Here is a 13,377-nt window from a genome sequence, read left to right as displayed (position 1 = left end):
ATTCTTTTAATGAATTATTTATCTCCTTTTTTTACCAATTCAAAATCACCTACTTTATACGTTCTGTCAAAAAATGCTTGATCAGGCCCATAAAAACGGAATAAACTGAACCAGCCTTTACCAGGAACCGTTTTAATCCAATTCACATTTCCTTCTGGTTTTTCTGGCGCAATATAGAAGGTATAAGTTCCGTCACTATTTTTTACTAAATTATTCATTGAATTAAGCGAAGGATAATCTTGACCTTTGGCCACCACACCCGAAGCGGTTTCGGCATCATAAATAGTTAACGACCAAAATAATTTGGCGGGCGGATTGGCTGGGAAAGTAATTTTATACGTGTTTTCACCCATTAAAAAATTGCCATCTGCATCTTTATAGGCATTTCCATATTTAGCACCCAATCCTACTATCGAAGACATCATTCCCGTACTTATAGAATAATGGTTTACATACATGTGCGCTTTTGCATTTACATCGGTATGACCCGTTTTACGATCTCTAAATTCTTCATCTAATAACGTATGCATAAAGTCATCAAATTTATTATGCGCATGGGCTACCCATTTGCGATCTTCCCACCATAAACTGTCTGGTTCTTCATCAAAATTACCCGAAATGGTTTTGGCCATTCTCCAAGCAGTTTCGGCAGCTTGACCTAAAAGTTCTTTTTGACGTGGACTTGGTTTAAAATCGGCTCCTTTTTTGATTCCGATTGATGCCATCATACCGTGCATATACGGATCTACTGAATCCACTCGGTCACTTTGGATAAAGCGGTTAAGCATTTAGAAATAAGTAAAATCATGCGAGAACAAAGCAAAAGAAGGTACATCAGAAGCATGTTGAAATTCCATTGGTTTTGCCTCGCCAGACAACGGATAAATTTTGATTCCTTCTACTCCTTTTACTCCTGGTTCTAAATTGTCAACCGATTGAAAAAATCCTCTTTGAAAAATAAAAACTCCATTGGTTTTACTTTCATAAACAAAATAGCCTTCCGGAATTTTTCCGTTATAACCTTCGGGAATTACTACATACTTTCCGCCTTTACCATGATCAGGACCCGGAAAACCAATGTCTCCCAAAAAGTAGGTGCCATCTGGTTTTTTTGGACCTTGTAGCGGTCTGTGCCAATAATCATCTAACAAACCCTGCAACATCGGAGGAACATCTAAAACCAATGGACCTGTTTTACTCAAATCAGCAAAACCAAGTGCATAAATAACATCCGAATTAGGCGTCGTAATTACCGTATTGGGTTTTAATCTTTTTTCGAAAACCGATATAACATTGTAGCCTTCTCCAAAAGTTTTGCCTAAACCTTCTTTCATAGCATACATATTAACAGCAGGAAGCGACCATAAATAAGTTTGTACCGCTCTTTGAAAATAGAGTTCTTCTGTTAAAGTACGGGCATCATCGGCAGAAGGATAGCCACTTTTTAAATCCAAATTGGCTAATTTTTCGTAATGATTTCCTCCATTGCTTTCTGAAGAGCCATGTTTCTCTTGGTCTTTACAACTGGTTAATACTACTGCAGAAAGTAGTATCATACCTAAAACTTTTTTTTTCATCTTATTCAAAAATTGGTTAATAGTGTGTCCATGAAGGCGTTATTACAATAAAAAATGAATTTCATATTAATAAAACCCTTAACAAAAATAACACAAATTATATTACAAAATTTTAAATATATATATTAAAATTTCAACACGTACTATTTTGAATTTTAGAATATATATCTGGAACATAAAAAAAAAAGACTATTCCGTAATCTGAAACAGCCCTCACATATAAATTTTTAAAAGAATTATTACGGAATAGCAACCGTATATTCTGTTTTACTCACCAATTTTTCGATGCCATTGCCGGTTAAAAAATGAGCATCAATCGTCTTTTCGGATGGACTAAAATCGGCATCATTAAAAACCAAATAATAAATTTTAAATCTAGTAGTAAACTTTACATTTTTATTTTTGTCTAGGTACGAAGCCATCAAACATAAGGGCTGGTGTGCCGATAAAACATCGCCTGGTTTCACTAAAATAGTTTTATCATCAATATCAAAATAGGAAGTAAAAGTATTGTCAGGATGTTGTAGAATTATTTCTTTCTTTTCTACACTTGTGAGTGCTCCTGTTGCATCATTAGCCGATGTGCTAAATAATGATCGTATTTCAACCACTTGCCCTTTTCGCATTGCAAAAACGGTATCTTGAGTTGTTGAATAAACCCTATGCGCTTTCCATTGGTTGTTATCAAAACCCTGTCTATAAATATCATACGTTTTAATCTTTTTATTTTTTTCAAAAGGTAAATAATACACCGTGGTTGAATCAATTTTCGGATTTAAAAAACCGCGATGTACAGCATATCGAAAGGATAAATCAATCTTTTTGGTTGTATCAATAGGCTTTAGTTTAAACAAAACGCCAGTATCTTCATTCACATTTACAACTTGTTTGCCTGTAGTTTCTGAATTCAAAAGCTTTGTAAATTCTACAACCGCAACATAACTACCAATTCCTTCTTTTAAATATTTAAAATCAACCGAATTATCATCATTAACTTTTGGTTTTATAATAAGATTAGGTTTCGAAGAAGATTGAGCAAGAGCGCTATTTGCAGACAATATAAGGGATACAAAGAAAATTACCCTAAATAATTTTACATTCATAATAATTTGACTATTAGTTAATAATCAAATATAGATAAAAAAAAAGCTACAAAAATGCAGCTTTAAAAAATAATATTACCTTAATCAATGACCATTAAAAAACAAATATAAAGCGAGCATGACCAAGCTCAATAAAATCCAGAGTATTTTTACTTGTTTATCAGGTTTGGCAGCGGGGTTGATTCGCAATAATTCTTGATGGTCCTTTTGTCCTTTTGTATCGAAAATGGTGATCAAGTAAGCCATAACGGAAAGTCCGACGAAAATATAAAACGATAATAGTAAAAAGTGAGGCCATTGGTAAACCCCATTGGGTAAAACCCACAAATACAAAACGCCTGTTCCTAAACTGATAATGGTTCCTAAAGTCAGCGTTAAATTGGCTGCTTTTGTGGTTGTTTTATTCCAAAGTACACCAAACAAAAACACAACCGACATAGGCGGAGCGATAAACCCCAAAACCGATTGAAACACATCAAAAAGATTCAGCCCTTTTATGCTATCAATAGCCAAGGTAATAAAAACAGAAAGCAAGGAACCGATTAAAACGGTGAGCCTTCCTGTTTTAACAATTTCGGCTGAAGAGGCTTTTGGCGCGTATTTTTTCACATAAATATCCATAGTAAAAACGGTGCTTAACGAATTTAAAGCCGAACCAATTGTACTAATTAAAGCAGCAATTAAAACCACGATAATTAATCCTCTTAATCCCGCTGGAAAAAGTTGCGTCACCATAGTCATGTAGGCTTCGTCTGGGTTTTTTAGTTCCGGAAAAAGTACCAAACAAATAATTCCGGGTAAAATAAACAAAGGCACATCCAAGATTTTTAACCAACCAATAAAGTTGGCTCCCAATTGTCCTTCTTTTAAACTTTTGGCTCCCAAAATTGATTGCACCATCGATTGATCGGTACACCAAAACCAAACGCCCATTATCGGATAACCGAGTACAATGGCAATCCAAGGGTAATTTTTATCATCGGCAGGTAATAATAAATTCCAATGCGAACCTGGCACACTTTCGTAAATATGCAGGAGGCCACCGGCTTTGTTGACACCTAAAACAACTAATAACAACGAGACTCCGATGAGCAACAACATCTGAAAAACATTGGTATACGCAATCGCTTTTAGTCCGCCTGCTGCTGCAAAAAAACCAGATAAAACCACCATTAAAATCACCGAAACATACATGGGCAAGTCTAATAATTGTTTGACTAACACACCGCCTGCAAATAATGTTAACGACAACCACGAAATTAAAATGGTAATTAAAGTGTACCAAGCCAAAATAGTTCGGGTAGAATCGCCAAAACGTTTCCCCATGAACTCAGGCAATGTGAGTACTTTTGCACCCAAATAACGAGGTGCAAACACGACGGCTAATAATAAAATAAATACGAAGGCATACCAAGCAAAATTTCCGGCAACTATTCCGGTAGTAAAACCCACACTAGCCGAAGCAATTAACATAGAAGGCCCCACATTGGTCCCCCACATATTAAGTCCGATACTGGGCCAACCTAATGAATTTCCGGCTAAAAAAAGGTTTTCATCGGATTTTTTATTCTTCACAAAAGAAACATAATACCCAAAAAGGATTAAAACCAACAGGTATCCTATAATGACCAAATAATCGACCGTTTCTAAAAAACTACTTATTTTTCCCATGGTTACAGAATTGTTTCGGGCAAATCAAATTCATTAAGAACATCAGCAATTTTGACCGGCATTCCTGTTTGTAAAGTTTTATCCATCGCTTGTAATAATGCCACGGTTCCGATACCTTCTTCCATATCGGGATAAGCGGTAAAACCTTGCTCAATGCTATCTACAAAATATTCTAAATAGTTTTGATATTCTCCTCCATGATGGCTTTGTCCTTCAAAACGGAAGTAATATTTTAATGTTGAATCGCCCCAGGTGATTACTTTTTCTTCACCAGTTCTATCCGTAACGGCATAACGTAATTCGTGATAATCAGCCTGACTTGCTCCTTCGGTTGCTCGCAAAATAGTACTCATTCCACTGTCACGTTGTGCGGGTTGTGTTGGCGAAGTATAGACTCCACTCACACGAGCAATTCTTCCATCAGTCGCTTTGAAGATAAAATGCATGGTATCTTCATTTTTTAAACCAGCAGATTGTCCGTTACTGCTAATCATGCCATACCCCATCACTTCTTCGATATTTGGCAAATACCAACGAATAAAATCTACAGGATGACTCAAACCTCCATACAACCACTTAAACGATTGTAAAAGCGACCATTCTTTTTTCAAAAACCACCTATGATCAGCGTGATATTGCGCTTCAATCGTAATTAAATCACCAATTAAACCTGCTTCATAATCAGCTCTTTGTCTTTTGGCCGGTTCAAAAAATCGAGAGCTTTGACCAATGAAAACTTTTTTTCCTGTTGATTTACTCAATTCTAATAATTCCTTGGCATCCGAAAGATCATCGATAAAAGGTTTTGTACACACCACGTGCTTTCCATTCAATAAGGCTTGTTTGACATGTTCAGCATGCAAATGATCAGGAGTATAAATGGCTATGATATCAATAGATTCATCTTGTAATAATTCATTATAATCGGTAGTGTAAGAATGAAAATCGAATTCTTTAGCACGTTGCTTGCAAATTTCTTCATTTCTGTCACATACTTTTACCAGTTCTAATTTTGAACTTTCCAAAGCAGCCGACATGGTGCTACGCCCTTCTCCTAATCCTAAAATGGCTATTCTTAACATTGGTATTTTTACTTTTAAATAGTTAGTTTTAATTTTTCTAAAATGAAACTCAACTGTGTTCAATTTGACAGAAGTCTTGTTTCTTTACTCTGTTTTCTATTTTTTCTCTACTTTTTCTCTTCCAAATTCACCTTGTCCATAAACATCCAAACTTCTCCTGGTTTTGTTCCTTCAATTCCGGTTTGGTATTTTTTCATTAAGGCATTCCATTGGTCAACTCTCGGATTGTTTTCAGTAGTTTTCGGATTTAATTTATCCAGATTTTCCCCTTTTGGAATACTAATTACTAAGATTAACTGACGCCCGTTTTTGAAAACCTTTAATTGCTGAAAATCGGCATTACAGAAACCTTTGGCTACTTCCGGCCATTTTTCAAATTGTGTGGTATGATAATCAATGTATTCTTTTTGCATTTTTTCATCGGCTACTAAATTAGCTGTCAAGACAATGTTTTCCCATTCGGATACTGGTTTTACATTTTTACATCTTTCAAAGTTTTGGAAATCATACACCGGATTTTCGTAAATTTTAATTTCTAATTCCGGAAAAGCCAACGCTAATTTACGCTTAGTTCGTTCTGGCTGATTCATCAAACCATAAATCACCAAATGATTTTGCCATTGGTACAATTCCTCTCCAACAATTCTAAAACCTTTTATGGTCGATTTAATTTTGGCAAGATCCAAATCTTTTCCGATTACTTCAATTGCAACCGCTTTTGGCATTTCTTGTAATCCCCAAGCTTCATCAATTACAACCTCTTTCGTTAAAGCTTGAAAAGGCTTTCTAACGCCTGCATTTTCTTTGATTTTTGAATCTACAAATGCATAATTATCTTTCCAGATATTTCCAGCAGGACCATTATTGTTTTTTAAAATTTTCTGAATCGGAATCCAGTTGTTTTGAATAGTAAAATGTTGTGAACCTTCGTCAGTATACAAATACAACCACAAGAACGGATCATGTGCATACGGACTGTTGTATACTTTATCTATATAATTTTCTTCAATACGTGAATTCGCTTGTGATGAAAGTGTGTAAATTCCGGCTACATCATGTAAATGTTTGGCATAATGATGAATTTTATTGGCGATAATTTTATTGTTTTTCATCACATTTTCCGTGTGCGTCCAACCCCAGCCCATCGAAATTCCGCTATACGCGACATTAGAAATTTCGTTATGTTCAATCGTTAGATTTTTCACAAAACCGGCAGCAATTCCCAAACATCCCCAATCATCATTAGCAACATTTGTAATTACGTTATCTGCCACCAATTCATCCGAACAAATTTCGCGATCGTCTTTAACCACCAAAGGCAAATGTGCCTCAAAAGGTTCTTCAGAGAAAACGCCTAAAGCGATTCCGTTTCCACCAATATCTTTGAATAAATTTCCTTGAATTGTATTGTGATTGGTTCCTTTGTTATAATCAAGTCCCGTTGATGACAAATGTTCAAAAGAACAATTTTCAAATAGCGTATTATTGGCAAAATTAACCTCTACCGCAGCTCTTGGTCTACCTACCCATGCCTGATTTTCTAAATTAGCCTGATTTGGAGTTCCCGGTTCTTTTAATTTGTAAGCATCCAACAAATACATTCCTGCTTGCAATGGCACGTGACCTTGTTGCGACGGGCGCAACCAGTTACTGTACTGAAATGAAATTCCTTTAAAATGAAAATCATGCACAGGCGAATCAATAGTTCCTTTTACTTCTACTAAATTTTCTAAAACAGGAGCTGTAACTTTGGCTTTCGTCATATCTTCTCCCTTTCTAGGAATGTAATAGATTTTAGCATTTTTTCGATCCAAATACCATTCCCCAGGTTCATTCAATAAATTTTTAGCATTATTTAAAAAGTAAGCCGAATTTCCGTTGTTTTTAGAAATCCAAGGAGCTGGCCACGGATGCTCACTCTGAATTCTACTCTCGGGCTTTTCAAAAGAAAGTCTGGCACTATCTTTTACTACTTCAATATTTTTAACTCGCAAATGCGCAATGGCCCACCATTGTACAATGTACATTTCCATTCCCGGCTCATATTTTACCGATCTATCTTTAAACGGAATCCAACACGTTTCTGTTTCCTTATCCCAAGACAAAATACGCTCCATCGTAGTTCCAGGCGTATTTTTAGCACGAACTGCTTTTACATCATTTACCCAAAGCTGACGGTAATTTAAAACTTCTCCAGCCACCGATGGTGCATCGGCAACCCAAACCGTCCCTTTTTTAAGTCCGTTTATAGCTTCGGCTTTTTTCCAATTTTTAATTTCAATTCCACCATGCATAATTGGTCTCGCATTGTTTGCGGCCATAATTACCGTTGGACTTTCTTTAGTTCCAGAATCTTCCGGGCGAATAAAAATAGGCTCATTTAGCCAATACGTTCCGTCCATGACCATAATTTGAATTCCATTTTTGATCGAAGAATCTTTTAATCGTCGAAGTTCTCTAGCTTTACGAACAGCCATATGAACAGTTGCCAATGGACTTTCTTTTGTTCCTGAATTGGTGTCTTTTCCTTTAGCAGAAACCCAAATTTCGGCAGCGTTAACAGAAAATAATGAAGTTAAAAAAAGAACAAAAATCAATCTGATTTTTAAGGTAATACAATGCATTTTGTTTTGTTTTTATTTTTGATCAATTTAAAAAATACTCAAACTGAATATCTCAATCGTTTGTAAAAGGGACACAATATAATAGAAATAAAAATAATAAGTGTCATGTTTACACAAATAAATTTTAGAACTGTAAAAAGGATCTATTCGGTTACCCTCCAAAACATTAAAAATGGCATTCAATAAAATAAATATAGTTCTAAAATTAATTATTCGTAAAAAAGACCACATCTGAATGCTAAAGCAATTCTTTTAACAAGATTTGAATTTGTATCTTTGGCGATTTATTTTCAAAAAACAATATGATTGCACGATTAAATGAGAGAAAATCCTATCCCTGGATTGTTGTTGGTTTATTGTGGTTTGTGGCTTTACTAAACTATTTAGACCGCCAATTATTATCCACAATGAAATCAGCAATGATGGTAGATATTCCCGAACTTACAAAAGCAGAAAATTTCGGTTTATTAATGGCCATTTTTCTATGGATTTATGCAATCATGAGTCCAATTTCTGGGATAATCGCCGATCGTCTCAATCGTAAAAACATCATTATAGGAAGTCTTTTTGTGTGGTCTGGTGTTACCTTAGCAATGGGTTATGCAAATTCTTTTAATCAAATTTATATTTTGCGTGGCATCATGGGTTTTAGTGAAGCCTTTTACATTCCTGCCGCTTTATCTTTAATTGCCGATTATCATCAAGGAAAAACACGCTCTTTTGCCATTGCCATTCATACTACAGGAATTTATTTAGGACAGGCTTTGGGCGGATTTGGCGCAACAATTTCTAAACATTTTTCTTGGCATTTTAGCTTTCACTCTGTTGGTTTATTGGGTGTTTTGTATAGCATTATTTTAATCTTTTTTATAGAAGAAAAGAAAACGTATTTTGTTGAAGCTTCGCAAAAAATAACTTTTTCACAAGAATTCAAACAACTATTTAAAGGACTCGGAATTTTATTCGGTAATATTTCTTTTTGGGTCTTACTTTTTTATTTTTCCGCTCCGAGTTTACCAGGATGGGCGGCTAAAAACTGGTTACCTACTTTGTTTTCAGAAACCTTAAATTTAGACATGGCAGTAGCCGGACCAATTGCTACCATTACCATTTCTATGGCTTCGTTTATTGGCGTTTTGGTTGGAGGATCAATTTCTGACAGATGGGTTATGAAAAATATTAAAGGTAGAATTTACACAAGTGTCATTGGATTATCCTTAACTATTCCAGCGCTATTTCTATTTGGAAATTACACAACGATACAACCCATTATTTTGGGCGCTATACTTTTTGGTTTAGGGTTTGGAATTTACGATACCAACAATATGCCGATCTTATGCCAATTTGTTTCTCCAAGATATCGTGCAACTGGCTACGGAATCATGAATTTCGTTGGAATTTCTGCTGGAGCTGTGATAACAGAATTTTTAGGAAAAGCAGCCGATAAAGGTGGCATGCGAGACGTGTTTGTTTTATTACTTTTTGTAGTGATTGCAGCCATTGCTTTACAATTAATCAGTTTGCATCCCAAAACTATTGATATGACAGAGGAACAATCTAATTCTTAATTTAAATACTAAAAAAGGCATACAAGATTCAACTTATATGCCTTTATATTTTTATTTAAGATTTCAAAAAAAATCTAAATCTCTAATTTGTAAAACGATTTGGCATTTTCAAACCAAACTTTATTTTGCTCATTTATACTAAATTGAGACAAATAATTTTCTACAGTTTGCACCACTTTTTGATATTCAGCAGCTACATTACAAACAGGCCAATCGGATCCAAATAACAAACGATTAGCTCCAAAATTTTCAAAAACAACGTCTAAATACGGTTGTAAATCTTGGGTTTTCCAATTTTGCCAATCCGCTTCGGTAACCATTCCAGAAACTTTACAAAGTACATTTTCTGCTTTGGCAATTTCTTCGATATTTCTTCTCCAAGAATCAATTTCACCCGATTTAATGTCGGGTTTTGCAATATGGTCAATCACAAATTTTTGTTCCGGAAAACGATTTACCAAATCAATAGCAGCAGGCAATTGGCGATGAAAAATCAAAATATCATATGTATAATTAAATGATTTTAAAGCTGCAATACCATTTCTAAAATCATTTCGCAACATAAAATCATCCGCTTCGGCTTGCACCACATGACGAAATCCTTTAATAATTTTGTGATTAGAAAAATGTTCCAATCGTTCCGATATGTTTGCTGCACGCAAATCCACCCAACCTACAACACCTTTTATGAAATCATTTTTAGCCGCTAAATCAACCAAAAAATTCGTTTGTTCTTCTGATTGGTGTGCTTCAACCGCTACACAACCTTGAAATTGATTTTCATCCAACAAAGGTTTTAAATCAGCTGGTAAAAAATCACGTTGAATTGCAGCCATTGAATCGTCAATCCAACTATCACGAACGGGATCAAATTTCCAAAAATGCTGGTGCGAATCAATTCTTTTCATTTTCAATTAATTTACATCCGAAATTAAAGCACGATCCAAATGCACATAACCTCCATCTACAAATACAAATTGTCCAGTGGTGTGTGAGGAACGATCCGAAATAATAAACAATGCGGTATCTGCAATTTCAATCGTTTTGGTCATACGCGATTCAAACGGAATACTTTTATTGATTTTTTTCAAAACAGCTTCTCCATCTGGAACCGTTTTAATCCAGTCTTCGTAAGCTGGCGTATAGCTTTCGGCAATAATAATAGCATTCGAACGAATTCGGTATTGAATCAAATCAACAGCCCATTCTCTCGTAAGTCCAAGAACACCGCCTTTTGCTGCAGCATAACCTGAAGTCCCGCCTTGGCCTGTTAAAGCTACTTTTGAACCAATATTCAAGATGTTTCCTTTTGATTCTTTTAAATAAGGTAAAGCAAATTTTACAAGCAAGAAATAACTCACCACATTCAATTTTAATGAATCCATAAATTCATCATAAGTTGCATCTAACCCAGCGCCATCATTCACTCCTACATTATTAATTACAGCATCAATTCGACCGTATTTTTCAATAATTTTTGCAACTGCGGCTTCCATTGCCACCGGATCGGTAACATCGGTTTGTACAAACAAAGCATCAATTCCTTTCTTTTGCAACGCTTCGGCATAACCAAAACCTCTGTTATTTCTATCAACCAAAGCAGGAATAGCACCTTCTTCGGCCAAACGGTTAATCATGGTTTCGCCGATGCTTCCTTCTTTTCCGGCTGAACCAGAAACCACCACAATTTTTCCTTTTAAATTCAAATCCATTCTTATTATTTTTTGAATTAATTTATTTCAATTAATGCTTTAATCGTATTGTTTTTGGGATCAATCCATTTTCCAAATTCCGAAATCATTTCATTAAAATCGGCTCTGTGGGTAATGTATTTTTTAGGATCAATTTTTCCTGATTTTAAACAGGTCATTACATATTCAAAATCTTCAATAGTGGCATTTCGGCTACTCATTAAAGTTGATTCTCTTTTGTGAAAATCAGGATGGCTAAAACTCAATTCGCCTTTTTGCAATCCTACCAAAACAAAACGTCCGCCATGCGAAATATAATTAAAAGCCGTATTCATTACTTTTTGATTACCCGTTGCATCAATCACTACATTTGCCATATCTCCATTGGTTAACGCTGCTAAACGAGTAGCAACATCTTCATTCAATGGATTGATAGTTTCATCTGCCTGAAGTGCTTCTTTACAGAAATTCAATCGATAATCATTGATATCCATCACAATTACTTTGGCGCCGGCAATTTTGGCAAATTGAATTAATCCCAAACCAATTGGTCCTGCTCCCATAACTAAAACCGTATCCGTAGCTTTTACCGCAGCACGACGAACTCCATGAGCCGCAATTGCCAAAGGTTCAACTAAAGCCAACTCATCAAAATCAAGACCCTGACCGTGTAATAAATATTGCTCTGGAATAGTCACATATTCACTCATTCCCCCATCAATATGCACACCAAAAACTTTGATATTTGCACAACAATTGGTCAAACCATTACGGCACGCCACACAAGTTCCACAACTGAAATACGGAATAAAAGTTACTTTATCACCTGGTTCAAAACCTTTTGCATTTCCTTTTACATATTCAGCAGCCAATTCATGACCTAAAATTCGTGGGTATTCAAAATAAGGTTGTGTACCTCCAAAAGCATGAATATCAGTACCACAAACGCCAATTCGTTTTATTTTTAACAATACCTCTCCCTCTGCAGGTTCTGGCATTGGTTTTTCTTTAATTAAAAACTCTTGCGGTTTTTCGCAAACAATATATTTCATTTTATTTAGTATAAGCTTTAGCTACTTGTTTACTTGACCCCAAACCTTCTAATCCTAATTCAATTACATCACCCGGTTTAATGTAAATTGGATCTGGCTTAATTCCTAATCCAACTCCTGGAGGAGTTCCCGTGCTAATAATATCACCTGGAAGCAACGTCATAAACTGACTTAAATAGTGTACTAAAAATGGAATTTTAAAAATTAAGTTTGATGTATTACTGTCTTGAAACGTTTTTCCGTTTACAGTTAACCACATTTTTAAATTATTTACATCGGTAATTTCGTCTTGAGTAGCCAAAAATGGTCCAAGTGGTGCAAACGTATCGCTTCCTTTTCCTTTCGCCCATTGACCACCTCTTTCAATTTGAAATGCTCTTTCGCTATAATCATTTAACAATGCATATCCCGCTACATAATCCAAAGCTTCAGCTTCTTCTACATAACTTGCTTTTTTACCTACCACAAAAGCCAACTCGATTTCCCAGTCTGTTTTTTCACTATTTTTAGGAATAATCAAATCATCATTTGGTCCACAAAGAGAAGTGGTTGATTTGAAGAAAATAATAGGTTCTGCAGGAACCGGAGCATTGGTTTCACGACAATGATCAATATAGTTTAAACCAATACAAATGATTTTTGAAGGACGTGCCACAGGCGAACCTAATCGCACTTCATTACTTACTTCAGGTAATTCAGGATTTGACTCTAATGCTTTTTTTAATTTTTCTAAACCATTTTCTTCAAAAAAAGCTTCATTATAATCCGAAACCAAAGAAGAAACATCGTATTTTTTTTCACCGATTATCACACCCGGTTTTTCTTTTCCAATTTCACCAAAACGTATTAATTTCATTTTTTTATTTTTTAAGTTACTAAGTTCCTAAGTTCCTAAGATTCTGAGTTTCTAAGGCTAAAAAACTTAGCCACTTAGTTACTCAGCATCTTAGTTGCTCTTTTTTTTAAAGTTACTAAGTTGCTAAGATCCTGAGTTGCTAAGGCTAAAAAA

11 protein-coding genes are annotated in these 13,377 nt (G+C 35.2%); 1 reads left to right on the top strand and 10 read right to left on the bottom strand.

Annotated features, from left to right (window positions below; translation table 11 throughout):
* Nucleotides 1-14 precede the first annotated feature (14 nt).
* From I5M07_RS13635 to I5M07_RS13610, 6 genes are all read right to left on the bottom strand, one after another.
* On the bottom strand, nt 15-788 hold the full coding sequence (locus I5M07_RS13635) for a DUF1214 domain-containing protein (protein ID WP_200107002.1): 774 nt from the start codon (nt 786-788) through the stop codon (nt 15-17).
* Nucleotides 789-1,556 (bottom strand): DUF1254 domain-containing protein, encoded by a 768-nt coding sequence (locus tag I5M07_RS13630; protein ID WP_200107001.1) that lies wholly within the window; start codon nt 1,554-1,556, stop codon nt 789-791. It lies immediately after the preceding gene.
* Between the two features lie 260 nt (nt 1,557-1,816).
* Nucleotides 1,817-2,680 carry a hypothetical protein gene (locus tag I5M07_RS13625; protein WP_200107000.1) on the bottom strand — a complete coding sequence of 288 codons (864 nt, stop codon included), beginning with the start codon at nt 2,678-2,680 and terminating at the stop codon, nt 1,817-1,819.
* A gap of 84 nt (nt 2,681-2,764) precedes the next feature.
* On the bottom strand, nt 2,765-4,351 hold the full coding sequence (locus I5M07_RS13620) for a sodium:solute symporter family transporter (protein ID WP_200106999.1): 1,587 nt from the start codon (nt 4,349-4,351) through the stop codon (nt 2,765-2,767).
* A gap of 2 nt (nt 4,352-4,353) precedes the next feature.
* The gene (locus I5M07_RS13615) at nt 4,354-5,433 is read right to left on the bottom strand and encodes a Gfo/Idh/MocA family protein (RefSeq protein ID WP_200106998.1); all 1,080 of its coding nucleotides are present in this window, start codon (nt 5,431-5,433) and stop codon (nt 4,354-4,356) included.
* 107 nt (nt 5,434-5,540) lie between these two features.
* Nucleotides 5,541-8,057 carry an L-rhamnose mutarotase gene (locus I5M07_RS13610; protein ID WP_200106997.1) on the bottom strand — a complete coding sequence of 839 codons (2,517 nt, stop codon included), beginning with the start codon at nt 8,055-8,057 and terminating at the stop codon, nt 5,541-5,543.
* Nucleotides 8,058-8,359: 302 nt separating this feature from the next.
* Here I5M07_RS13610 and I5M07_RS13605 point away from each other — a divergent pair, with 302 nt between their 5' ends.
* The gene (locus I5M07_RS13605) at nt 8,360-9,625 is read left to right on the top strand and encodes an MFS transporter (protein ID WP_200106996.1); all 1,266 of its coding nucleotides are present in this window, start codon (nt 8,360-8,362) and stop codon (nt 9,623-9,625) included.
* A gap of 74 nt (nt 9,626-9,699) precedes the next feature.
* On the opposite strand, the gene I5M07_RS13600 is transcribed toward I5M07_RS13605, so the two are convergent.
* From I5M07_RS13600 to I5M07_RS13585, 4 genes are read right to left on the bottom strand one after another with little or no spacing between them, the layout of a single operon-like run.
* Nucleotides 9,700-10,533: an amidohydrolase family protein gene (locus I5M07_RS13600; RefSeq protein ID WP_200106995.1), complete on the bottom strand. Its 834-nt coding sequence runs from the start codon at nt 10,531-10,533 to the stop codon at nt 9,700-9,702.
* Between the two features lie 6 nt (nt 10,534-10,539).
* A complete protein-coding gene (locus tag I5M07_RS13595; protein ID WP_200106994.1) occupies nt 10,540-11,337 on the bottom strand; it encodes an SDR family oxidoreductase in 798 nt (265 codons plus the stop codon).
* A 17-nt stretch (nt 11,338-11,354) separates the two neighbouring features.
* Complete coding sequence (locus tag I5M07_RS13590) at nt 11,355-12,368, bottom strand: zinc-binding alcohol dehydrogenase family protein (protein ID WP_200106993.1); 1,014 nt, start codon at nt 12,366-12,368, stop codon at nt 11,355-11,357.
* A gap of 1 nt (nt 12,369) precedes the next feature.
* Nucleotides 12,370-13,224 (bottom strand): fumarylacetoacetate hydrolase family protein, encoded by an 855-nt coding sequence (locus tag I5M07_RS13585; protein WP_200106992.1) that lies wholly within the window; start codon nt 13,222-13,224, stop codon nt 12,370-12,372.
* Nucleotides 13,225-13,377 lie beyond the last annotated feature (153 nt).

Source organism: Flavobacterium agrisoli (assembly GCF_016522065.1).
Taxonomy (GTDB): Bacteria; Bacteroidota; Bacteroidia; order Flavobacteriales; family Flavobacteriaceae; genus Flavobacterium; species Flavobacterium agrisoli.
Note: the sequence above shows the minus strand (reverse complement) of the source record. Positions and strands in the feature narration are given on the sequence as shown.